The sequence below is a fragment of the Streptomyces sp. NPDC047043 genome (genome assembly GCF_040644055.1).
Lineage (GTDB): Bacteria > Actinomycetota > Actinomycetes > Streptomycetales > Streptomycetaceae > Streptomyces.
Window position 1 is genome coordinate 1 of sequence record NZ_JBEYVO010000045.1, and the last position, 22235, is coordinate 22235.

General features: G+C 69.8%; 20 protein-coding genes. 3 read left to right on the forward strand and 17 right to left on the reverse strand.

The features are described from left to right. Window positions 1-90: 90 nt before the first annotated feature. From ABZ880_RS47445 to ABZ880_RS47490, 10 genes are all read right to left on the reverse strand, one after another. On the reverse strand, window positions 91-1230 hold the full coding sequence (locus ABZ880_RS47445; protein WP_361277339.1) for a hypothetical protein: 1140 nt from the start codon (window positions 1228-1230) through the stop codon (window positions 91-93). 128 nt (window positions 1231-1358) lie between these two features. Beyond that, the gene (locus ABZ880_RS47450; RefSeq protein ID WP_361277340.1) at window positions 1359-2588 is read right to left on the reverse strand and encodes a bifunctional glycosyltransferase family 2/GtrA family protein; all 1230 of its coding nucleotides are present in this window, start codon (window positions 2586-2588) and stop codon (window positions 1359-1361) included. Between the two features lie 93 nt (window positions 2589-2681). Continuing rightward, window positions 2682-3185, reverse strand: a complete 504-nt coding sequence (locus tag ABZ880_RS47455) for a cellulase (protein ID WP_361277264.1) — start codon at window positions 3183-3185, stop codon at window positions 2682-2684. 10 nt (window positions 3186-3195) lie between these two features. Further along, window positions 3196-3702 carry a SigE family RNA polymerase sigma factor gene (locus ABZ880_RS47460; protein WP_361277265.1) on the reverse strand — a complete coding sequence of 169 codons (507 nt, stop codon included), beginning with the start codon at window positions 3700-3702 and terminating at the stop codon, window positions 3196-3198. Between the two features lie 257 nt (window positions 3703-3959). Beyond that, on the reverse strand, window positions 3960-4685 hold the full coding sequence (locus tag ABZ880_RS47465) for a penicillin-insensitive murein endopeptidase (protein WP_361277266.1): 726 nt from the start codon (window positions 4683-4685) through the stop codon (window positions 3960-3962). Then, window positions 4682-5257: a hypothetical protein gene (locus tag ABZ880_RS47470; RefSeq protein ID WP_361277267.1), complete on the reverse strand. Its 576-nt coding sequence runs from the start codon at window positions 5255-5257 to the stop codon at window positions 4682-4684. Before ABZ880_RS47470 ends, ABZ880_RS47465 begins: the two co-directional genes overlap by 4 nt. Next, on the reverse strand, window positions 5254-5817 hold the full coding sequence (locus tag ABZ880_RS47475; RefSeq protein ID WP_361277268.1) for a DUF2589 domain-containing protein: 564 nt from the start codon (window positions 5815-5817) through the stop codon (window positions 5254-5256). Before ABZ880_RS47475 ends, ABZ880_RS47470 begins: the two co-directional genes overlap by 4 nt. Window positions 5818-5820: 3 nt before the next feature. Then, window positions 5821-6546 carry a hypothetical protein gene (locus ABZ880_RS47480; RefSeq protein WP_361277269.1) on the reverse strand — a complete coding sequence of 242 codons (726 nt, stop codon included), beginning with the start codon at window positions 6544-6546 and terminating at the stop codon, window positions 5821-5823. 34 nt (window positions 6547-6580) lie between these two features. Further along, window positions 6581-7201, reverse strand: a complete 621-nt coding sequence (locus tag ABZ880_RS47485; RefSeq protein WP_361277270.1) for a DUF2589 domain-containing protein — start codon at window positions 7199-7201, stop codon at window positions 6581-6583. A 356-nt stretch (window positions 7202-7557) separates the two neighbouring features. Continuing rightward, a complete protein-coding gene (locus ABZ880_RS47490) occupies window positions 7558-7917 on the reverse strand; it encodes a hypothetical protein (RefSeq protein WP_361277271.1) in 360 nt (119 codons plus the stop codon). Window positions 7918-8000: 83 nt separating this feature from the next. Between ABZ880_RS47490 and ABZ880_RS47495 the strand changes: the two genes are divergently transcribed. Then, entirely contained in the window at window positions 8001-11345 is a 3345-nt protein-coding gene (locus ABZ880_RS47495; protein WP_361277272.1) for a BTAD domain-containing putative transcriptional regulator, read from the forward strand. A gap of 25 nt (window positions 11346-11370) precedes the next feature. Here ABZ880_RS47495 and ABZ880_RS47500 read toward each other — a convergent pair whose 3' ends face one another. The 6 genes from ABZ880_RS47500 to ABZ880_RS47525 all read right to left on the reverse strand — a co-directional run bounded on the left by ABZ880_RS47500 (window position 11371) and on the right by ABZ880_RS47525 (window position 19014). Then, window positions 11371-12846: a glutamate--cysteine ligase gene (locus ABZ880_RS47500; protein ID WP_361277273.1), complete on the reverse strand. Its 1476-nt coding sequence runs from the start codon at window positions 12844-12846 to the stop codon at window positions 11371-11373. Between the two features lie 126 nt (window positions 12847-12972). Beyond that, window positions 12973-14733, reverse strand: a complete 1761-nt coding sequence (locus ABZ880_RS47505) for a trehalase family glycosidase (RefSeq protein ID WP_361277274.1) — start codon at window positions 14731-14733, stop codon at window positions 12973-12975. A gap of 49 nt (window positions 14734-14782) precedes the next feature. Next, on the reverse strand, window positions 14783-15613 hold the full coding sequence (locus tag ABZ880_RS47510; protein WP_361277275.1) for a carbohydrate ABC transporter permease: 831 nt from the start codon (window positions 15611-15613) through the stop codon (window positions 14783-14785). Continuing rightward, window positions 15610-16581 carry a sugar ABC transporter permease gene (locus tag ABZ880_RS47515; protein WP_361277276.1) on the reverse strand — a complete coding sequence of 324 codons (972 nt, stop codon included), beginning with the start codon at window positions 16579-16581 and terminating at the stop codon, window positions 15610-15612. The genes ABZ880_RS47510 and ABZ880_RS47515 overlap by 4 nt, the downstream gene beginning before the upstream one ends. A 10-nt stretch (window positions 16582-16591) precedes the next feature. Next, window positions 16592-17833 carry an extracellular solute-binding protein gene (locus ABZ880_RS47520; RefSeq protein ID WP_361277277.1) on the reverse strand — a complete coding sequence of 414 codons (1242 nt, stop codon included), beginning with the start codon at window positions 17831-17833 and terminating at the stop codon, window positions 16592-16594. A 140-nt stretch (window positions 17834-17973) separates the two neighbouring features. Next, window positions 17974-19014 (reverse strand): LacI family DNA-binding transcriptional regulator, encoded by a 1041-nt coding sequence (locus ABZ880_RS47525; protein WP_361277278.1) that lies wholly within the window; start codon window positions 19012-19014, stop codon window positions 17974-17976. A gap of 279 nt (window positions 19015-19293) precedes the next feature. On the opposite strand from ABZ880_RS47525, the gene ABZ880_RS47530 reads away from it, so the two are divergent. Continuing rightward, entirely contained in the window at window positions 19294-19500 is a 207-nt protein-coding gene (locus tag ABZ880_RS47530) for a hypothetical protein (RefSeq protein ID WP_361277343.1), read from the forward strand. An 89-nt stretch (window positions 19501-19589) separates the two neighbouring features. Continuing rightward, the gene (locus ABZ880_RS47535) at window positions 19590-21368 is read left to right on the forward strand and encodes an RICIN domain-containing protein (RefSeq protein ID WP_361277279.1); all 1779 of its coding nucleotides are present in this window, start codon (window positions 19590-19592) and stop codon (window positions 21366-21368) included. A gap of 39 nt (window positions 21369-21407) precedes the next feature. On the opposite strand, the gene ABZ880_RS47540 is transcribed toward ABZ880_RS47535, so the two are convergent. Then, a complete protein-coding gene (locus tag ABZ880_RS47540; RefSeq protein WP_361277280.1) occupies window positions 21408-22202 on the reverse strand; it encodes an SDR family NAD(P)-dependent oxidoreductase in 795 nt (264 codons plus the stop codon). Window positions 22203-22235 lie beyond the last annotated feature (33 nt).

The following is a 22235-nucleotide window of genomic DNA, read 5'->3' on the forward strand; positions in this document are numbered from 1 at the left end:
CCCTCGTAGCGGAGCTACTAGGGCTTTTGACCGGTGCGGCGAGAGGGCGTGCCGGGCGTCGCGACGCCGCGGAGATCCATCAGAAGAGCCCTAGGGCACTCCGAGTTCGAAGAGCACGTACCCCGCGTACGAGCCCGACGCCACCGCCGTGATGCCGAGCAGTGCGCACAGCAAGGGCAGGCCGAGGGTGCGCAGGCGGACGGCGAGCGGGATGAACAGGGGGAAGGCCGGGAGCAGATAGCGGGAGACGTTGCCGAATATCTGCTGGCTGCCCAGGACCAGGGCGAAGGTGAGGACCGTGTAGACGGTCAGCACGGCGGGCGGGCGCAGCCGGATCAGGAGAGGGATCAGGAGCAGACCCAGCAGGACGGTCAGCACACCGATCAAGTCCTCTATGGGGCAGGCGAAGAGGTAGTCGGAGCGGCCCACGGCGAGGGAGGAGAAGACGTCGAGCGTCTGCCTGCCGTAGTCGAAGGTGTGCGCCCAGGCGCCCTTCTGCAGTGCGAAGTAGCCGCCGAGATCGCCCATTTGGTTGCCGACCCACAGCAGATAGCCGAGGAGCCCGAGCGGCGCGATCAGGATCGCCGCCATCGGGCGCGCGACGTCCTCCTGGCGATGGTACAGCGTCCGCAGCGCGGCCACGGTGAGGGCGGCGATCAGCGCGACGGCGGTGGGGCGGCCCAGGCCGGCGGTGAAGGTGAGGATGCCCGCGGTGAGCCAGCGATCGCTCATGACGGCGTGGCAGGCCCAGACGGCGAGGGCGACGTAGAGGGACTCCGAGTAGCCCGACCACTCCGTGCCGGAACCGGGCCAGACGGCCCACAGTCCGGCCGCGGCCAGCCCGGCCCGTCGGCCGCCGAACCGGGTGGTGACGGCGTAGATGCCGAGGGCGGCGACGAAGGAGGCGACGACCGAGACCAGCAGGCCGGCGCCGTGGAGCCCGAGGCCCGTGCACTCGGAGACGAGCCGCATCGTCGCCGGGTAGAGCGGGAAGAACGCCGCCGAGTTTCCTTCCAGCGTGATCAGTCCGGTGGCTCCGGGGATCCGGACGAGCGCGGGGTCGTACCCGTGCGCGGCGATCTGCTGGTACCACCAGCCGTCCCAGCTGGCCAGTACGTCCCAGACGTGGGCGCCGCCGCCGAAGCGCGGCTCCTTCTTGCGGAAGTCCCCGGCGGAGTCCAGCAGGTACATGAAGACGGAGAAGCCGATGAGCTTCAGCACGCCGTACATGGCCAGCACGGGGAGGTAGTGCCTCGCCGCCCGGCGCAGCTTCGGCCCGCGGTCGCCGGGGAGGAGGGAGCCGGCGTCAGGGCGGTCAACTGTGGTGCCGGTGCGCTCGATCGGGGTCATCGTGTGGTTCATGCGGCCGTGGATCCCGTCCCGCGGCGGCGGTTGGGGAACACCCAGGCCCGTAGCAGCAGAAAGCGGACGAGAGTGGCGGCCAGGTTGGCGGCGACGAGCACCCCGATCTCCGTAGAGCCTGCCGCAGCGGGCGCGAAGTGGTGCAGCGCGGCGAGCGACCCGCTGGTGAGGGCCAGTCCGACGGCGAAGACGAGCAGGCCCTTCGCCTGGTGGCGCAGCGCCCCGCCGCGGCCGCGGAGCCCGAAGGTGAGCCGCCGGTTGGCGGCCGTGTTGGCGACGGCGCAGGTCAGCAGCGCGAGCGCGTTGGCGGCCTGGGGTCCGGCTGCGGGGCGCAACAGCGCGTACAGCAGTACGTATCCGATGGTGCTGACGGCTCCGACGGCGCCGAAGCGCAGCAGTTGGCCGATCAGGTCGCCCGGCGGCTTGTCGTCGCTCCGGTGCAGTCCGGCCGTGGGGAGTGTGCCGCGGGCGAGGTGCCGGCCGATTCTGGCGATGCCGCGCAGGTCGGCGAGGGCCGTGGCGAGGATGTCGACCCGGCTGTCGGGGTCGTCGACCCAGTCGACCGGCACCTCGTGGATGCGCAGCCCGGCCCGCTCGGCGATGACGAGCAACTCGGTGTCGAAGAACCACGCGGAGTCCTGCACCAGAGGCAGCAGCCGTACGGCGACATCGCGCCGCACCGCCTTGAATCCGCACTGCGCGTCGGAGAAGCCGACGGCGAGGGTGGAGCGCAACAGGGCGTTGTAGCAACGGGAGATGACCTCCCGCCGGGTGCCGCGCACCACCCGCGAGCCGCGGGCCAGCCGGGTGCCGATCGCGATGTCGGAATGCCCGGAGATCAACGGGGCGACCAGCGGCAGCAGCGCGGCCAGATCGGTCGACAGATCCACGTCCAGATACGCGAGCACCGGCGCCGTAGAACCCGACCAGGCCACGTGCAGCGCCCGCCCCCGACCCTTCTCGTCGAGCCGCAGCCACTCCACCTCGGGCAGTTCGGCGGCCAGTTGGGCGGCGGTCAGCGGGGTCGCGTCGGTACTGGCGTTGTCGGCGACGGTGATCCGGAACGGGTACGGGAAGGTCTCACGCAGGTGGGCGTGCAGCCGCCGCACGCTCATCTCCAGATCCCGCTCCTCGTTGAAGACCGGGACGACCACGTCGAGGACGGGCTCGTGCTGGTGCGCCGACAAGGGTGTACGAAGTGGCAGTCGGTCCTTCAACGGGTCCATCGACGAGTCCATCAACTTTGTCACGATCTATCCAAGTTTGGGTTCCGTGGCAGGGCATGCCGAAGTCACTCGTGGCAGTGCTGCGATCAGGGCTTACGGATGGTCGGTCGCCGTCTCCTCCGTCGAAGGCGTGCTTGACGGTGTCGTCGGGGCGGTCGGCGTCCCGGTGTCGGAGGGTGGTGCCGTCTCGGTCCTGGTCGGAGTCGGGTCCGAGGACACGGTGATCGAACTCCCGGTCGCGGTGGGCGGAGGGGAGGCCTCCTCGGTGGTCCCGGTGGGGCTCGCGTCCGGTACCTCCGTCGGACTCGAAGTCGGAGTCGAAGTCGCAGTCGATGTCGGGCTGGGGGACGCCGGGCTCACGGCGGGCCGCGGAAGGGGAGCCTGTGGCCGGTTCTCAGCGGGGGCATGGGGCAGCAGGAGAAACCCGATGCCGAATCCGATGACGACGAGGCCGGACCCGAGGGCCTTCTGCACCACGCGCACACGACGGCGGGCGCGCACCCCGTTCCTCAGACGCGCCTGCTGCTCGGCCTCGAAGGGGGTGTGCTCCTGGGCGTCGCGCATCATCCGCGCCAACTCCCGCTCGAAGTGATCCATCAACTCCCCTTCACCCCACCGGCTCGATGACGTCGGACAGGATCCGGCGCAACCGCGCCACGCCACGCGAGGCATGGGACCGGGCGGTGCCCACCGGGCAACCGAGCATCTCCGCGACCTGTCTGTCGGGCAGGTCCTGGTAGTAGCGCAGCACCACGGCGGCCCGCTGCCGCGGCGGCAGTTGGGCCAAGGCGGCTTCCAACCGCGACCGCTCCGCCACGACGGCCGACACATCACCGGCGTCCGCCAGATCCGGCAGCTTCTCGACCGGCCGCTCACCCCACCAGCGCCGCCGCGCCGACCGCGCAGCCGCCCGCACCAACACCTTTCGTATGTACGCCTCGGGCGCCTCCTCCGCGACCTTGGGCCAGACGAACCAGAGCTTGACCAGGGCTTCCTGGAGCAGGTCCTCGGCCCGGTGCCGATCGCCACCCACGAGCAGACGGGCGAGATGGAACAACGCCGACCAGCGCGCCGCCACAAACCCGTCGAACCCTTCGGCTCGACCCTGCTCCATCCGCACCGTCCCCATTCCGCCCAGCTCCCGACACCTAGGGAAAGACGGTGGGCCGGTGGGGACGCTGCAGTTGGTGAGTGTGATCCGGGTTACACCGCGGCCCGGGATGAGGCACGGCGATGCTGGTGGCTGGTGGTCGGCTGCTGGTTCCTTCGTGGTGTTGCCGTCGTCAGCGATCGGCCCAGCGCCCGCGCGGCCGGGCAGGCGCTCAGACCTCAGCCACTTGGATCACTGTCGCCTGAGGTCCGCGCTGCGGGCTATCGGCCCAGCTCCACATGCATGTGGTTGTGGTGCCCAGAGAAGTAGCGCACTCCGGAGATCTCGTCGTCGTTGAAGAGGATCCGGCGCACCGATGAGTGGGCGAGCAGTGCCTCGACCAGGACACGCGTACTGTCGCGGCTGTATTGCGGTTCACCGATCGAGACGGGGGCCCGGGCGTTGTCGGTGCGCAGCGGGCGCAGGTCGGCATTGCGGCCGCTCTGATGTGTCGAGTGAGGCGGCATGTGGCCGCCCTGTTCGAAGCTGATGTCGCCGATGCCGATCTCGAGGCCCGCGCGGTGCAGCGTGGCGGCGGTGTCGGTGAGCAGTTGCAGCATCTCGTCGGTGCAGTACTGGCGCTCCGGGGGCTCGTAGGAGTAGTAGCCCAGGCCCTTGCCGGGTAGTTGGGTCAACCTGAGCCCGTCGGTCGGGCCGGCGGCTGCCGCGGGGTCGCTTCGAGGCGGACCTGTACGCTCCTGCGCCTCGGCTGAGAGCCTCCGCAGTGTCTGTCCGCCTGGGTCGACTCGTCCGTCGGGCCTGCTCAGGAAGCCGGCCTGATAGGTGGTGATGGCGTCGCGGGTCGCGGGACCGCACACACCGTCCACGGCCAGGCCGGCGTCTTTGGCGCGGTTGAGCAGGTCCTGCACGGTGCGGACGTCGGCGGGGGTGTTGGTGCCCCCGGCGCCGACGGTGGCGGAGATGCGCGGGGTGGTGGCAGTGGTCATCGCCCACCTCGTGTGGGACGTGTCGGACGGCGCGACACCGACCGCGGTGAGTCGCCCTCGGGGAGGGCGAGGGTGTAGGAGCGGGCTTCGCCTGTACGGCGGACCCGCGCGTGGCCGTCGGTGACGAGGCCATCGAGTACTGACTCCACCGCATCGGCGGTCAGCCCCGTCGCGCGGATCAGTACGGAGAGCGAGGCTCCTCGCCGACCGCGTCGTCGCAGCTCGGCGAGGACCGCGGTGCGAGCGACTGCGGTGTCGGCGGCCGGGGCGCCGGTGGCGTCTTCGGTTGGCGGCCCGAGTGCCGCCAGCCGCAGCATGACGGCGGTGTAGGGATGCAGGATCCCGTAGATGCGGCCCGCGGTCCGTCCGATGTGTTCGAATCCATTCATCAGCTCCGGATCCGGCGATGCCGGGTAGAGCCTCTGGGCGAGCAGTACGTCGGCCATGCGTTGGTAGGCGCCGGTTCCGTCGGGGAAACCGGCCGCCCGGAGCGAGTGCTCGAGATGGTCCAGGGCTTGCGCTGCGGCGTTCAGGCTCTGGGCGATGTTGTCGCGGTCCGGCGCCCCGGTCATGGCTGGTCGTCCTCGGCAGGCCGCGCCACCGTCAGCTCTGTGAGGTCGATCAGCCGCTCAAGGCCGATCGGGAGCGGCACACTCTCGACAATGACCTCGACGCTGATACCTGCCGTCTCTCTGCTCTCCCGTGTCGTACGGGTCCGCGGCACGAAGCCCTTGAGGACGACCGGTTGAGCCGTAAGGCCGCCAAGGGCGCGCGGACCTGGCGTAATCGTGCGGGGGTCCGCCTCGGCCGCGGGTTTTTCGACCGTCGTCTCGGTGACGTCGTACGTGAACGCCACCTTGGCATGGCTCACGGTGAGGGTGGGGATCGCCACCATGGCCAGCAGCGGCACTTCGAGGGCGAACTCCGCGGGTTCCTGGTTCTCGTCGAGCTTGGTGTAACGGATGGTCACCGTACGGAAGTGTTCGTCGCCGTCGGTACCCCGTACGAGCCCGATCTGCTCGACCAGGGCCAAACTGCTGGCCGTGGCCTCGCGCTGGCCGCCCACGACGGCCGACAGCAGGGCACCGAGCAGCTGGTCGAGCCCCAGCGTGTTCAGGTCGCGAATGGGCATGGCTCAACTCTCCGTGTCGGTGGCCAGGTCGATGAACTCCTCGACATCCGCGAGGGAGAGGGTGAGCTCGATCTGCTGCAGGGTCTCCGCGGGCCGCTCCTGCAGCCGGTCCGCGGCCACCTCCACGTCGAGGCGCGATCGCAACGCCTGCTCGGCGGCCTGCCACTGCCGCACCTGCTCGGCGAAAGGCGGGGCCTCCCGGGCGAACTCCCGCTGCAGCTCCTCCTTCAACCGGATCTTCCCCAATCGTGCCTGGGAGGCAGGCGGCAGCGTGCGTACACGCTCCAGCACCTGAGAGAGCGTCGAGTCGACGAGCGGAGTCACGTCGCCGTCCAGGGCGCGCTGCAGAGCGCGGATGTCCACGGCCACCGGATCCGCCCGCACCGCGTCACGCCACTGCTGTACCGGCTCCCGCAGACCCTCGGTATCCCGGCCGGGGCCGATCAACAGCCGCGGCAGCACTCGATCGCGCACCGTCGCGTTCCACACCCGGGCTGCGCGCACGGTGTCGGGCGGCGACGGCTCCGGTACCAGGACACCGAGAATGAGGAACTTGAGCCGCACCGTCATGTCGGACACCGCCACACGCGGCACGGACAACGAAGCCAGCACCGGATCGGCACGATATGCCTCCACGGCGCTCGCCGTCAGTGCATCGGCCGCCAGCCGCGCGCGCACCACGTCGGTCAGCAGACTGCCGAGCACTTCCCCCAGTCTGGGCACAGCCACCCCCGCCCGTCCTCGCCGCCCGCCCTGTGGCCGACTAGGCCGGTGTCTTCGGCTGCTCCTGGATGGCCTGTTCGAGGATGTCGAGCATGCGTGACAGCCCCGCGGGCATCTCGTCGGCCCCCGCGCGGACGTGGATCTGCATCGTGTACTCGCGCTGCTGGTTCTCGCTGGTGCTCGACTTCTGGTTGTAGGTCGCGGACACCCTCGCCTCGATTTTGATCGGACTCCAGAAGGCGCTGTAACTTCCCTTGACCGACGAGTCGAGTTTGAACTCGGAGCTGGTGTTCCTCTGAACCGAGTCGGTGAGTTTGGCGTTGAAGTCGATCGTTATCTCGTCGATCCTGATGTACGGGATCGGAGTGATCGCAAGAAACGGCACGGTCAGCGAGAACTCGGCCGGTACGTCGTTCTGCCCCTTCTTGGTGTAGCTGAAGGTCACCGACCGCAGTTCACCCGCATTGGCGTCCTCGGAGACATCGGAGAAGACAAGGTCGGAATCCTCGCCGCCAACGGACGCCTGTTTGAAGCCGACCTTGTGGATGAATTCGATGGTCGACTGTGCGGCCAGCGCCTGCGCTTCGACGGCCGCCTTGAGCGGAGCGCCGATGAGCTGTGAGAAGGGAATTTGCTGGAGTTCTTCAACGGCACGTGGCATGGAATCCCCCTGTTCCCCCGTGTCCCGTAAGCCTGCTGGCCATGCAAAGGCAGAGATATGACCCTGTCAACCTGCCCGCCCCCGCCCTCCGACCACCGGCCGTGAAACCGACCCTCGACGCCCTGGCGCGAACCACGCATTTGGCGTAGGAGGCGTAAGCCCCGCTCGGCCAAGCGGGCGTCTGCCCGATCAGTGCGCTGGGTCGTCTACGGCCTCGACGGCAAGAGGACTGACACCAGCGGCGACCGATGGAACAGCGGTCGCGGGCTGCGCTCAGGTGCCTCAACTCGCTTCGGCCCGAGGTCCCATGGCGACACCCGCGCCCGGCAGCGTGGCCAGGAGAGTCGTCAACTGCGTCATGAGGCGACCGCGTTGTGCTGTGTGCCGGCGTCCACGGCGATGTGCGCCGTTCCCCGGCGGTCCGCGCGGAGTACGGCGCGGGCCGCTGCGTGGAGTTCCTCGTCGGTCTCCGCCGCGGAGGCCGTCAGGACCTGGAGCAGTCGGGTGCGCCAGACGTCGGGGTCCGTCTCGTACGCGTCCAGCACCCGTACGCCGTAGCCGCCCCGGACGCCACCGCCGTCGGCCAAACGGCGGCGGACCGCTTCTCTCAACGCTGCGTAGAGGTCGTGGACGACCCCACGTGCAGTCGACGTGCCGGTGAGTCCCGTCGCCGCCCCCGTGGCCAACGCCGTGGCCAGCAGCTCCACTTCGGTCACTCGGACCCCCTTCGGTTGTGCGGGTTGTGCGATGTCGTGGTCATCACCGTGGCCCGAGGTGCTGCAATGCTGATGAAATTCCGATGACGTACGGCAGCGGAGGTTGCACGGTGGACGGGGGAACTCCTCAGCCGCTTCGGATCGAGGTGCTCGGGCCGTTACGGGCCTGGCGGGGCGCAACACCCCTGGATCTTGGGCCGGTCAAGCGGCAGGCCGTGCTTGCCGCGCTGCTGCTGCGCCAAGGCGCTGTGCTCAGTCACGGGCAACTGCTCGACTCGGTGTGGGGGACGGAGCCTCCGGCAGGCGGTCGCAAGGTGCTGCCCACTCACGTCAACTCGCTGCGCAGGGCGCTCGATCCGGCGGGCACCCCGCCCGCGGAGTCGGTGATCAGCAGTGGCAAGGGCTGGTACGGCTTCGTCGTCGAAGCAGTCCGGCTCGATACGGCGGATCTTGGCGAGCGGGGCGATGCGGCGATGCGGACCGTCGCATCGGGCGATCTGGCGGGCGCGGCAGACCAGTTGTCCGCCGCCATCGAGCTGTTCCGAGGTGAGCCCCTGGCCAACCTGCCGGGACCGTTCGCCCAGGACGAGCGGCAGCGGTTGGAGGAGCGGCGGCGAGCGCTCCGCCTGGAGCGGCTCAAGTGCCTTGTTCTGCTGCGCCGGTTCGGCGATGCCCTCGACGACCTTGCAGGGCTGTCCGCTTCCGACCGCTACGACGAGTCGCTCGTGGCCTTGCGGATGCGGGCACTGTACGGCTGCGAACGTCAGGCGGAAGCGCTCAACGCATACGAGGACATGCGTGTGCGGCTGCGCGACGAGCTCGGGGTCGATCCCGGTGAGGAGCTGCGCCGGGTGTACGAAGCGGTGCTGCGGCAGGACGACGAGCGTCTGTTGCTGCCGCCGGCTCCGTGCGTGCAAACGGTCTCCGGGCCCGGCCTCCCCCATGGTCCGGCAACAGCCGCCCCTGCCCCTGCCGAACTGCCCCATGACACCGCCGGATTCGCCGGCCGTACCGGTGAACTCGCCCGGCTCCATGCCCTGCTTCCCTCCGCACAGGAGCAAGGCGCAGCGAACACCGTCGTCATCTCCGCCATCGGCGGTGCCGCCGGTATCGGCAAGACCGCGTTGGCCGTGCACTGGGCGCACCAGGTGCGCGATCGCTTCCCGGACGGCCAGCTCTACGTCAACCTGCACGGCTTCGACCACGACCGGCAGCCCCTCGAACCCGGTGAGGCGCTCGAGTTGCTGCTGCGGAGCCTGGGGCTGGAGGCTTCGGACATCCCCTCCAACGACGAGGCGCAGGCACGCCTTTACCGGACGCTGCTGGCGGACCGACGCCTGCTCGTCCTGCTCGACAACGCGGCTTCGGCGGAGCAGGTCCGCCCGCTGCTCCCCGGCAGCCCGACCTGCTGCGTCGTCGTCACCAGCCGCAACCGGCTCGGCGACCTCGTGGCCCGCGACGGGGCGCACGCCCTGCCCTTGGACCTCCTCCTGCCTGCGGAGGCCCACGCCCTGCTGAGCGAGGCCCTCGACGGGAAGCGGCTGGCCGCCGAACCGCACGAGGCCGACGAGTTGATCCGGCTGTGCGGCAGCCTGCCGCTGGCCCTGCGCGTGGCCGCCGCCCGGCTGGCGGGCGATCCGGGTCTGCGTCTGGCTGACCTGGTCGCCGACATGTCCGAGGGCAACCGGCTGGCGGCGCTGGAGCCGGACGAGGACGACAACTCCCCTCTGCGGGCGGCGTTTTCCGTGTCGTACCGGGTGCTGGCGCCCGCGGCGCGCCGACTGTTCCGGCTGCTCGGCCTGTTTCCCGGGCCGGAGTTCAGCGCCGAGGTCGCGGCGGCCCTCCTGGACGCACCGCTGCCGCAGGCCCGACGGCTGCTCGGCGCGCTCGCCGCCGCGCATCTCGTCGAGCCGGTGACGGTGGGTCGTTACCGGTTCCACGATCTCCTTCGCGAGTACGCGCAGGAGTGTGCGCAGGCGGAGGAGGCGGCGGGAGATCGGGATGCCGCGCTGGGTCGCGTCCTGATCTGGTATCTGCACGCGGCTCGTGCCACTTCCGGCACCTGGCTCTTCCCTGAGCTACCGAGCTGCCTCGACCCTGGCGGACAACAGGGCCTGCCGTCCTCGGCCGGGGCTGGACAGTGGCTGGAGACGGAGCGAGCGAACCTGCTCGCCCTCATCCACCATGCGAGCCGTCACGGTCCCCGCTCCGTTGCCTGGCACCTGACCGACGCGCTGCTCGGCGACTTCTGGCTCCATCTGCCCAGGGCAACGTGGCAGGTCGCCGCGCAGGCGGCGCTGGACGCGGCCACGGTCGAAGGCGACCTGATCGGACAGGCGGCCATGCACAGCAGCCTCGGGCTGGCCCTGTTCGATCGGGGGCGCAACGGGCCGGCGCTGGATCACCACACTCGCCTGCTCGACATCAGTCGGAAGGTCGGCTGGACGACGGGCGAGGTGGCGGCTCTCGGGGGCAGAAGCCTCGTTGAGTGGAGCATGGCCCGCCTGCACAGTGCGCACGAGCATCTCACCACCGGCCTGCGGCTCACCCGTGCGGTCGGTAACCGGCACCTCGAAGCGCTGGGGTTGGTCGTCCTCGGTGTGACCTGCCGGGATCTGGGACAGCTCCAAGAGGCTGCCGATCATCTGGAACTGGCCATCGGCCGGAACAAGGAGATCGGCTGGCAGAACGACAGTCTGGCGCTGCAGAACCTGGGCGGGGTGTACTGGGAACTCGGCCGCCTGGCCGACGGCCTCGACGTCCTGATGCCGGTGGTCACCACCGACGACAGCGGTGTGTACCGCACCGGCCGCGGGATGATGCTCGACGCAGTCGCGAAGATCAACATCGAACTCGGCCGCCACGACGAAGCGCTGAAACACGCTGAGCGCGCCTACGCCACGGTGAAGGACGCCGGCCGACGCTGGATTCAGGCCGGCATCCTCAACACGATCGCCGCAGCACATCGAGAACTGGCACATCTCGACCGAGCGCTTCAGATCGGCAGCCAGGCGCTCGCGATGGCTCGCCTGGCGAGATTCAGACGCACCGAAGCCGACAGCCTCCTGGGCCTCGCCCTCACCCACCAACAGACGGGCAGCCACAACGAAGCCCGCCCCCACGCCGAGCAGGCCCTCACCCTGTCCCGCCAGTACGGCTTCCGCGTCGTCGAGGGCCAAGCCCTCACCGTCCTGTGCAACCTGGCGGAATCCGAGTCTGCGTACGACACCGCCATCACCCTCGGTCAGGACGCCCTGGCCCTCCACCGCGACACGGGCCACCGCCTCGGCGAGGCCCGCACCCTCGTCGCGCTCGCCCGCGCCCACCGAATGACCGACCGCGCCTCCGCCGACGCAATGCGACAGCAGGCATGGGACATCTTCTCGGACGTCGGCGTTCCCGAGTCGATGTACAAGGATGCCGACTGATGACCTGAGTCGCTGTCTCGCTGTCTCAGTCCACCGGCCACGTATGCGCCGGCGCGTTCAGGTGCATGTAGTCCATGTACGTCGTCGTCATCTGCCGCAGCGCCTCCCGGCGGTCGGCGCCGGTCTTCTCCAGGTGGTGGACCGTGTCCGCCTGCCACAGCGCGCCGTTGCGGGCGGTGACGCAGCGCTGTTCGATGATGCCGAGCATGGGCTCGCGCCAGGTCGCGTCCATGCCGGCCAGTTCGAGGCCCCGGTGGGCGAGGGGCAGCAGACGCCGCAACACCAGTTCCGTGACCGGGACTTCGCCGACGCCCGGCCAGTAGAGGCGGGCGTCGATGCCGTCCTGGGCCGCGGTGTGCAGGTTCTCCTCGGCGACCGAGAAGGACATCCGTGTCCACACCGGACGGTCCTCGTCGACGAGGGCGCGGGTGAGGCCGTAGTAGAAGGCGCCGTTGGCGATGATGTCGGCGACGGTGGGGCCGGCGGGCAGGACGCGGTTCTCGATGCGCAGGTGCGGTCCGCTGTCGGTGACGGCGTAGACGGGGCGGTTCCAGCGGTAGATCGTGCCGTTGTGCAGGGTCAGTTCGCCCAGTTCCGGGACTCCGCCGCTGTCGAGTGCCTCCTGCGGGTCCTCCTCGTCGCACAGTGGCAGAAGCGCCGGGAAGTAGCGCACGTTCTCCTCGAAGAGGTCGAAGACGCTGGTGATCCAGCGCTCTCCGAACCACACCCGGGGGCGTACTCCCTGGGCCTTGATCTCCTGCGGGCGGGTGTCGGTGGCCTGCTCGAAGAGGGGGATGCGGGTCTCGCGCCACAGCTCCCGGCCGAAGAGGAAGGGCGAGTTGGCCGCGAGGGCGATCTGCACGCCCGCGACGGCCTGGGCCGCGTTCCAGTAGTCCGCGAACTCCTTCGGCGCGACCTGGAGATGGAACTGGGTGCTGGTGCAGGCGGCCTCCGGGGTGATGGCGTCGGCGTACATCGACAGGCGCTCCACGCCGTCCACCCGGATGCGCAGGTCCTCGCCCCGCGCCGCGAAGATCTGCTCGTTGAGGAGTTTGTAGCGCGGATCGCCGGACAGGGCGGCCTCGCCCACGTCGGACTCCCCCAGCGTCGGCAGGATGCCGACCATGATCAGGTGCGCGCCCACCGCCGCGGCGCGTTCCTCGGCGTGGTTGAGGGCGTCGCGGATCTCCTGCTCCCAGGAGCCGGGGCCGCCGGCCGTCAGCCGGCGGGGCGGGATGTTGATCTCCAGGTTGAAGCGGCCCAGCTCGCTCGACCAGGACGGGTCGGCGATGGCCTGCAGCACCTCGGTGTTCCGCATGGCCGGGAGTCCGTCGCCGTCCACCAGGTTGAGCTCGATCTCCAGCCCCACCTGCGGGCGCTCGCTCTCGAAACCGGACTCGCGCAGCATCTGCGCGAGCACGTCCAGGCAGGTGTGCATCTTTTCCCGGTACCGCCGGCGGTCCTCCCGGGTGAACACCAGAGCCGGCACGTCACGTCCCATCGGGCCTCCCGAGTTCTCCTCGGCGGTCACCTCTCGTCCCAGAGTCGCACCTCCGGCCGATCTCGGACAGTCAGTGCGCGGCTGTAAGGCCTGCGCACCGACTTCCCATTTACAGAACGTGCACACCTATACGGCGGAGGGTGATGAGCGCGGTGCGGCGCCTCGGCGTTCGTAGGCCTCGGCGAGGAGGAGATAGCCGGCGGCCGTCCAGGTGTAGGCGCGGTCGCGCAGGCCGGTGCCGGTGAGGGCGTCGAAGTTCTCCGCGAAGCCGTGGGTCTCGCACAGGGCCCGGAAGCGGGCGCTGATCTCGTCCGCGAGGCGGTGGTGGCCGGCGCGGCGCAGGCCGTCCTCGACCAGGACGGTGGCGGGGGCCCAGATCGGGCCGCGCCAGTAGCCGTCGGAGCGGTAGTGCGGGGAGCCGGGCAGTTCCGTGGCGAGGCCGTACGGGGTCAGGTGTGCCTCGATCCGGACGGCGAGGGTCTTGGCGACGCTCTCGGGCAGGTGCTCGCCCAGCGTGATCGGCAGCAGGTCCAGGAGGCTGGAGGTGCTCCAGGTCCGTGCGCTGTCGACGCCTTGGGCCACGAAGCGCTCCCCGGTCCAGAGTTCGTCGAGCATCGCGGCTTGTGTCGCCTCTGCCGTACGACTCCAACGGCTCGCCTCGTCGGCCAGTCCCAACTCGGCTGCCACAGCGGCCAGTTCGTGCAGTTGGAGGGTGAGGAACGCCGCCAGGTCGGCGCTGACGATCACGCGCTCGGGGTCGAAGGTGGTCGCGTTGTCCCAGCCGCTGTCGTTGCCGTGCTGGTAGTGGGGCAGGGCGGCGCCGGGTGCGCGGCGCGCGGTGAGCCAGAAGTCGGTCCAGCGGCTCAATCGGGCGTAGGTCTCGGTGAGTTCGGCAGAGGTGAGGGGTGTGGGCAGGCGCCGTCGGAGCAGGCCCAGGGTCCAGCCGTGGATGGGGGGTTTGACGAAGTTGTGGAGGACCTCGGAGTGGGTCACCGAGTCGGGCAGGGCCCCGCTCTCGTCCTGGTGGTCGAACGGCAGTGAGAACTGGTCCCGGGCCAGCGCGGGTGCTCCGGGTGCCAGGGCGAGGGCGTTGAAGCAGTGGTCCCAGCTCCACACCTTGTCCATCCAGTGCTTGGACATCAGCACGGCGGGCCGGGTGACCAGGCCCGCCGGGTCGACGGTCGCCGACCACAGGACGTAGACGGCGAGTTCGGCGGCCGGGGTGCGCGAGGAGCGCCAGGGGGCGACCGCGTCGGCGAAGGCGGCGAAGGCGCGTTCCGCCGCGGTGACGACCTGGCCGAACTCCTCCGTCCCCACGTAGGGGCGGCGTGCGGTGTCGAGTTCCTCGACGGCGGCCTCCCAGGTCCCCCCGGCCTCGGCGGTGATCGTGAGGCCACGGTCGGCGGCGCCCAGCGCCTGGCTGCCGGAGACCTCGTCCACCACGCCGGACAGTACGGTCACCCGGTAGCGGCGGCCGGTCTCGTACGACGTGAAGACGTACGCCCCGGCCACCGGGTCGCGGTAGAAGTACGTACCGGTGAAGGGCGTCAGGGTCTCCGCGGCCGCCATGATGCGCAGGCCGAGCCCCGTGCCGCGCATCCGGACCGTGTCCGGCCTCTCGTAGGCGCAGTCGATGCTCCCGCGGCCGTGGACCCAGCGGAGCAGGCTCGGCGTCGCCTGGACGCGGCTGTCGGCCCGCTCGCCCGTCTGCGCGTCCAGGGGGACGAGGCGCAGCACGGCGTGCATGCCGTTCTGGTGCGACACGAGGTGGAGGTCGTCGGCGCGCCGGTGCTCGCCCAGGACGGGCGAGATGCCGAACCAGGAGCCGTGCGTGCTGAACGGGATGTCGTGGAGGGAGAAGGCCGGGCCGGATCGGTCGGCGGTCATCAAGCGGTACTCGTTTCTTCGACAGGGACGACGACGTTCGACGGAGAGGTCAGTCCTTCACCGCACCGGCGCTCACACCGGCGGCGACATAGCGCTGGGCGAGGACGAGGATCACCGTGGCGGGCAGCGAGGCGACGACGGCGGTGGCCATGATGGCGTTCCACTCCTGGTTGTTGTTGCCGATGTAGTGGTAGATGCCGAGGGTGATCGGCTCGTGGGCGCCGCCGCCGTCGAGGGTGCTGGCGAAGACGAAGTCGGACCAGGACCACAGGAACGCGAACAGGGACACCGTGACGACGGCGTTGCGGCTCATGGGCAGCACGATCGACCCGAAGGTGCGCGCGGGTCCGGCCCCGTCCATCTGCGCGGCCTGCAGCAGCTCGCCGGGGATGCCGGACATGAACGCCGTGAAGATCAGTACGGCGAAGGGGACGGCCAGCGTGGAGTCCGCGACGATCAGGCCCGGCACGGACTGGAGCAGGCCGAGGCTGAGGTAGATGGCGTAGAAGCCCATCGCCATGATGATGCCGGGGATCATCTGGGCGACCAGGAACAGGAAGCCGAGCACACCGCCGCCGCGCGGGCGGAGTTTGGCGAGCGCGTAGCCGGCGGGTGCCGCGAGGGCCACGGTCAGTACGACCGTGCCGAGGCCGATGACGAGGCTCGTGCCGAGGTAGGGCAACTGGTCGTCCAGGACGGCCCGGTAGCCCTCCAGGGTGCCGTGCACGGGGAACAGGTCGGGCGGGCTCTTGCGCAGGTCCTGGTCGCGGGTGAAGGAGGCGTTGAGCATCCAGTAGACCGGGAAGAGCATGACGGCGGTGAGTGCGAGGCCGGTGGCTGTCTTCCATCCCGAACGGCCTTGCCGGGTCAGGGAGTTCATGCCAGTGTCTGCTTTCGCTGGACCCGGAGATACACCAGGCCGAAGACCAGGGCGGCGACGACGAGCAGGTTGCCGACGGCCGCGCCGGGGCCGAAGGCGGGCAGCAGGTTGCCGAAGCCGAGCCGGTAGGACCAGGTGGCGAAGGTGGTGGAGGAGTCGGCCGGGCCGCCCTTGGTCATGATCCAGATGATGTCGAAGACCTTGAGCGTGTAGACCAGGCCGAGCAGGAGGGTGACGGCGGAGACCGGGCGCAGCAGCGGGAAGGTGATGTGCCAGAAGCGCCGCCAGGCGTTGGCACCGTCGAGGGCTGCGGCCTCGTACAGGCTCGCCGGGATGGACTGCAGACCGCTGTAGAGCACCACCAGGTTGAACGGGATGCCGATCCAGATGTTCGCGATGATCACCGAGGTGAGCGACCAGGACGGTGACGTCAGCCAGTTCACCGGGTCGACGCCGACGATGTGCAGGGCGGCGTTGACGATGCCGGAGTCGCTGTTGAGCATCCACGACCAGGTGGACGCCGACACGATCAGTGGCAGCAGCCACGGTACGAGGAACAGCGCGCGCAGGGTCGCGGAGAGCCGGAAGTGCTGGTTGAAGAAGACCGCGAGGGCCAGGCCGATGGCGTACTGGAAGAACAGGCACACGGCGGTGAACACCACGGTGTGGGTCAGTGCCGGGCCGAAGGTCGGGTCGTCGAAGACGGTGCGGTAGTTGGCGAGACCGGTGAAGGGTGCGTCGCCCTGGACGAAGGAGCGGACGGTGTAGTGACGCAGGCTCAGGTCGAGGTTGCGGTAGAGCGGATAGGCGTAGAAGAGGCCGAGGTAGAGGGTGACCGGGGTGAGGAAGGCCCAGGCCGCCCACTGTGGGGAGCGGGGGCGGCGCCGGGGCCGAGGGGCCCCGGTCGTCGTCCCTTCGTTCTGTTCGAGCACCGGCGGTCGGTCCGGCGGGTAGGTCGTCTGCTTCATCGGACCCACGTCACTTGACCGCGGCCTGCGCCGAAGTCAGCGCGTCCTTGGGGGACTTGGAGCCGCTGAGGGCGGTCTGGACCGCCTTCCACAACTGCTCGGAGATCTTGGGGTACTTGGTGCCGAGGTCGTCGCTGGTGCGCCCCTTGGCCGCCTTGACCGCCTCGACCCACGGCTTCAACGCGGCGTTGGCGGCGACCTGCTTGGCCTGCACGGCGCTGGTGGGGGCGACGTAGGACAGCGTGGTGTCGGTGTCGTAGAGGTTGGTGTCGCTGGTCAGGCAGGAGACGATCTTGCGGGCGGTGGCGTAGCGGGCGGTGGCGCCCTGGACGGGGACGGTGACGAACTCGCCGCCGGTGGGGGCGGAGGCGTTGCCGCCGTCGGCGCCCGGTATCGGGAGCACGCCGTAGTCGAGCTTTGCCTTCTCGGCGTTCGCCAGCTGCCAGGTGCCGTTCTCCGCGAAGGCGTAGTCGCCGGTGGCGAACTCCTGCCAGCTGGTGGTCTGGGTGTTGTTGATGACCGAGTTGGGGGCGTAGCCCTGCTTCAGCCAGCCGGACCACAGCGACAGCGCCGACTCGCCCTGGGCGGAGTCGAGTTGGGTCAGCTTCGCACCCGAGCCCCAGTACCACGGCAGGAACTGGAAGCTGCCCTCCTCGGTGCCGATCGCGGAGAAGGTGATGCCCTTCTTGCCGGCCTTCTTGACCTTCTCCAGGGCGGCCGTCAGCGACTTCCAGTCCTTGACCGAGGCGATGTCGACACCCGCGGCCTTGAGGACCTTTTTGTTGTAGTAGAGGGCAAGGGTGTTGGCGCCGACGGGAGTTCCGTACGTCTTGCCGCCGGACTGGCCGGCCGCGAGCAGGTTGGGGTCGACCTTGGAGGTGTCCACCTTGTTGTCGGCCGTGGTCGTGAGCACACCCGCCTCCGCCAGCGTGGAGACCACGGGGTTGTCGACGATGAGCACGTCCGGGGAGTTGTCCTGCTGGGCCGCCAGCAGCGTCTTGTTGGCCAGGTCGCTGGTGTCGAAAGCGGTCCGCTTGATCTTCACCCCGGCCTTGGTGCCGCAGCCGTCGAGCAGCTTCGCCCAGGCCGAGTCCTTGGCGAACTGCGGGTAGGGGTCCCAGATCGTGTACGTCCCGCCGTCGCCCCCCTTCGCGGACGAACTGCCGCCGGACGAGCATGCGGTGGTGCCCGTGGCGAGGGCGACGACGGTCAGGGCCGCGGCGGCGAGTCGCCGTCCGGTGGATCCGTTCATGGCGCGTTCCTTCGTGTTTTCGGCAGGGCATGCCGAAGAAAGGCATGCCGGCGATGCGGGTCGCGGGTCGGGAATGGAACCGGCCGGGCTGCGGCCGGTGCAGGTGAAGTGGTTCTGTGGGGAGGTGAAGTGAGGGGGCGTCAGGCGTTCGTGCCGGGCGCCGGGTTCGGGTGGATGTGCGCGGGGCCGGTGCTCGCGCGCAGCGAGATGGGCGGGGCGAGCAGGTGGTGGCGCGGTCCCGCGTCGGGGTGGTCGAGCCGCTCCACGAGGAGTTCTACGGCGAGGCGTCCCATCTGCTCCGCCGGTACGTCCGCAGCGGTGAGCTGCGGGGTCACCGTCTCCGCCCAGCGGCCGGCCACGACTCCGGTGACGGAGAAGTCGCGCGGCACATGGCGGCCCGCGACCGACAGGCCGCGGTAAATGCCGCCCAGCGCCGCCTCGTTGAGCGTGACCAGCGCCGTGGTGGCCGGGTCGTCGTGCAGGATCCGCTCCACGCAGGCCTCGCCGGCGGGCGCGTCGTCGCCGCAGCAGTACGTCCGTACGGTGAGCCCGCGCTCTGCTGCGGCCTTGGTGAAGCCGTCCAGGCCCCGGTGCGCCGACTCGTAGCCGGCGCGGAGCATGCGCTCGGGTCGGTTGACGAGGGCGATCCTGCGGTGGCCCAGGTCGGCGAGGTGGTGCACGCAGGCGGCGGCCAGCGCGGTGTGGTCCAGGCCCACCCACCAGTCGCCGTCTGGGCGTGCGGTGCGGCCGATGCAGACGGCGGGGAAGTTCTCGGCGACGAGGTGTTCGAACCGGTCGTCCTCGAGCCTGATCTCCATCAGGATCGCGCCGTCGACCCGCCGCTCGGCCAGCAGCCGCTGGAAGGAACGGTCGCTGTCCACGCCGCTCGGGGAGAGCAGCACGTCGTAGTCGTAGGCCGCGGCGGCCTCCACCACGCTGCCGATGAAGTCCAGCTGCATCCCGGTGTAATGGGTGCCGGCCGGCGGGAAGACCAGGCCGAGGGTGCTGGTGCGGCCGTTGGCCAGGGCGCGGGCGCTCGCGTTCGGGCGGTAGCCCAGTTCGTCGATGACCCGCTGGATCTTCTGCCGGGTGTCGTCCGAGACCGGACGCTTGCCGCTGAGCGCGTACGAGACGGTGCTCCGGGAGACACCGGCCCGCCGGGCGATCTCACCGATGTTCACGGGGCTCCCTCGTCTTCCTCGGTCTTCGTCGACATGCATTGAACGGGTCGAACCGGTTCGAGCGCGAGTCCGATCGTCGAACCGGTTCGCGTGAGGGGACGGTAGGAGCCCACCGAAGCGGGTGTCAATGCCTTGCGTCCACTTCCCCGAAATCCCGGTTCAATCGATGCCCAGGGTATTGCTGGCGCTCTTTCGGCACTGCTAGCGTCCGCCGACGATTTCATCGAACCGGTTCGAGTCACGTGTTTCATCCCCGCACGGAGACCCACGGAGACCTCATTGCCACGCATCCGCAGCAGAACCAGAGCCGGCGTCACCGCCACCGCGGTCCTTGCCGCCCTGCTCACCGGGGGCACCAACCGGCTCACCTTCACCGCCGAGGAACTGCCCGACTTCAACGGCGACACCTACCACCAGTACGACCAGCGGTCGCCGTACGCGCCGGTCATCGACCGGATCGCCGTCACCCCGCTCGCCGAGAAGTAGTCGGCGCCCCTCCCCCTCCCCCTCCACACACGAAAGAGCCGCACATGCGCCTGAGTTCAGCACGCCCAGTTTCAACAACGGCCGTCCTGTTGGCCGCTCTGGCGGCGAGTCTGCTGCCCGCCTCCTCCTCGCGGGCCGCCGACACCGCCGTCACGGTGGACTTCGCCACCGCCGGCGGCGCCCCGACGTATCACGCCTCGGGGACGATCTACGGGATGACCCCGGACGGATCGCTGCCGCAGGACCACTTCTTCAAGGACGTGAAGTGGCACTTCATGCGGGCCGGCGGCGCCCAGCTCAACAGCGGCGGCTATGCCACCAGCCTCGCCGACTACCAGACCCGCTGGAAGTCGACCCTGGCCCAGTACAAGCGGACCGCGGCCCTCGGCGGCACCTTCGTGCTGCTGCCGCACGACCTGTGGGGCGCGGACGGCACCACCAGCCAGGGCTGGCCCGGTGACAACGGCGACTGGACGCAGTTCGACGCCTTCGTCACCCAGCTGATCAGTGACGTCAGGGCCAACAACATGACGGTCGAGTGGGACCTGTGGAACGAGCCCGACGGCAGCGGCTTCTGGGGCGCCTCGCAGAGCCAGTACCTGCAGATGTGGTCGCGCTTCTACGCCAAGGTCCGGGCCGCGTTCCCGGGCCAGTTGATCGTCGGGCCCAGCATCGCGGGCCAGCCGAACTCCGCCAACTCCTGGTGGACGACGTTCCTTTCCTACGTCAAGGCCAACAACGTCGCGCCGGACATCTGGAGTTGGCACGACGAGCCGGGCGACCCGGTCACCGACGTCGGCCGTGCCAACTCCACGCTCGCCGCAGCGGGGTTGACGAACACCCGGCCGTACCAGATCAACGAGTACGCCACCTTGTCCATGCAGTCCCCGGGCGGCGGCGCCTGGTTCATAGGCCGGCTCGAGCGGGCCGGCGCCGACGGGCTGCGCGGCAACTGGGCCTCCGGCACCAACCTGCACGACTACGAGGCGAACCTGCTCACCAAGAACAGCGCCGGGCAGTACCTGCCGCTCGGCGAGTGGTTCATGTACCGCTACTACGGCTCGCAGACCGGCAACATCGTCAACCTGGTGCCGGGCACCGGCACGGACGGTCTGGCCACCAAGGACAACTCCGCGAAGAACGCCAAGATCCTGCTAGGCAGCAGCGGCAACACGGGCACGGTCACCGTCAACCTCACCGGTCTGAACACGACTTCGGTGGTGGAGAGCGGCAAAGTCCGTGCGGTCGTCCAGCGCGTCCCGTACAACAACGGGGCCGCGGTGACCGGTCCGGAGACCATCTCCGACACCACCCTGACGGTCAGCAACAACGCCGCCTCGCTGAGCATCCCGTGGTCCAGCGCCAAGGACGGCTACACGGTCACCCTGCTGCCGCCGTCGAACACCACCGTCTCCACGGTCGCCGTCAGCCAGAACAGCGGCCAGTGCCTGGACGACACCAACCTGAGCACCGCCAACGGCACGCAGTACCAGCAGTACTACTGCGAGGGCGGCTACCAGCAGATGCTCGACCTCAAGCCGGTGTCCGGGCGCATCAACACCTACACCGTCGTGAACGAGCTGAGCGGCAAGTGCCTGGACGTCGCCGGGGCCTCCACGGCCGACGGCGCCGCCGTCGCCCAGTACACCTGCAACGGCGGCACCAACCAGATGTTCACCCTCAACCCCGTCACGGCGCTCGGCAACAGCCACGACTACCAGCTCGTGGCCGTGCACAGCGGCAAGTGTGTCGACGTCTCCGACGTGTCCACGCAGCCGCGGGCCCTGGTCCACCAGTGGACCTGCGACGCGGCGAGCGTTCTCAGCACGAAGAAGAACCAGATCTGGCGGCTCCAGGGCAAGGCCTGATCCGGCGGCCCACTGAGGGGCCCGGCGGTGACCGGCCCCTCAGTGGACCTGCGCCCGCCCGTAACGGGCAGCGGGAGTCGGCCGGTTGCCGCCCGCCATGAGGGCGGTCTCGGCGGACAGCAGGGCTTCGAGTGCGGCGGTGCGGTCCTCCAGTCCGGGGACGCACACCGTCTCGCCCTGGCGCAGGCCGGCCAGCCCGGCCTGCGCCACGTCCTCCGGCGCCATGGCGACGGGGACGTTGCGTGCGGCACCGCCGTTGAACTCCGTCGCCACCAGCCCCGGGCAGACCACCTGGACGCGGACGCCGGTGCCGGTGAGCTCGTGGGCGAGGGTCCGCGTGAAGGCCACGGTCGCTGCCTTCGCCGCCGCGTACAGGGTGCGGGAGGGTATGTGCGGGTTGGCCTGTCCGGCGCTGAAGGCGAGCAGTGACGCGACCGTGACGATCGTGCCGTTTCCGGCGGCCAACATGCCGGGCAGGGCGGCACGCGCGAGTTGCACGGGCGCGACGGCGTTGAGGGCCAGCAGCCGGGTGACCTCCTCCGGGGCGACGTCGGCGAGCCGGGCGTAGCCGCCGGCTCCGGCATTGCTGATGAGCAGCCGGACGTCACCGGCGGCCAGCCGGTCGGTCACCACGGCGAGCCCTTCGGGCGTACCGAGATCCGCGGGCAGCACCTCGACTGCCGCGCCGACTGCGCGGAGTTGGTCCGCGAGGCCGGAGAGTCGGTCGACCCGCCGGGCCACCAGCACGAGGTCGTGGTCGTCCGCGAGGAGACGTGCGTAGGCGGCTCCGATGCCGGACGAGGCACCGGTGATGAGAGCAAGAGTGCGAGACATGGGCTCATCATTGTTCAGCCCCTTGGGGAGTAT

Coding starts and splice junctions, on each gene's coding strand:
- ABZ880_RS47475 (WP_361277268.1), bottom strand. CDS start 5,817: ATGCCCATTCGCGACCTGAACACGCTGGGGCTCGACCAGCTGCTCGGT.
- ABZ880_RS47515 (WP_361277276.1), bottom strand. CDS start 16,581: ATGAAGCAGACGACCTACCCGCCGGACCGACCGCCGGTGCTCGAACAG.
- ABZ880_RS47465 (WP_361277266.1), bottom strand. CDS start 4,685: ATGACCACTGCCACCACCCCGCGCATCTCCGCCACCGTCGGCGCCGGG.
- ABZ880_RS47445 (WP_361277339.1), bottom strand. CDS start 1,230: ATGTACGGCGTGCTGAAGCTCATCGGCTTCTCCGTCTTCATGTACCTG.
- ABZ880_RS47500 (WP_361277273.1), bottom strand. CDS start 12,846: ATGGGACGTGACGTGCCGGCTCTGGTGTTCACCCGGGAGGACCGCCGG.
- ABZ880_RS47540 (WP_361277280.1), bottom strand. CDS start 22,202: ATGTCTCGCACTCTTGCTCTCATCACCGGTGCCTCGTCCGGCATCGGA.
- ABZ880_RS47510 (WP_361277275.1), bottom strand. CDS start 15,613: ATGAACTCCCTGACCCGGCAAGGCCGTTCGGGATGGAAGACAGCCACC.
- ABZ880_RS47470 (WP_361277267.1), bottom strand. CDS start 5,257: ATGACCGGGGCGCCGGACCGCGACAACATCGCCCAGAGCCTGAACGCC.
- ABZ880_RS47485 (WP_361277270.1), bottom strand. CDS start 7,201: ATGCCACGTGCCGTTGAAGAACTCCAGCAAATTCCCTTCTCACAGCTC.
- ABZ880_RS47450 (WP_361277340.1), bottom strand. CDS start 2,588: ATGGACCCGTTGAAGGACCGACTGCCACTTCGTACACCCTTGTCGGCG.
- ABZ880_RS47495 (WP_361277272.1), top strand. CDS start 8,001: ATGACGTACGGCAGCGGAGGTTGCACGGTGGACGGGGGAACTCCTCAG.
- ABZ880_RS47455 (WP_361277264.1), bottom strand. CDS start 3,185: ATGGATCACTTCGAGCGGGAGTTGGCGCGGATGATGCGCGACGCCCAG.
- ABZ880_RS47520 (WP_361277277.1), bottom strand. CDS start 17,833: ATGAACGGATCCACCGGACGGCGACTCGCCGCCGCGGCCCTGACCGTC.
- ABZ880_RS47460 (WP_361277265.1), bottom strand. CDS start 3,702: ATGGAGCAGGGTCGAGCCGAAGGGTTCGACGGGTTTGTGGCGGCGCGC.
- ABZ880_RS47505 (WP_361277274.1), bottom strand. CDS start 14,733: ATGACCGCCGACCGATCCGGCCCGGCCTTCTCCCTCCACGACATCCCG.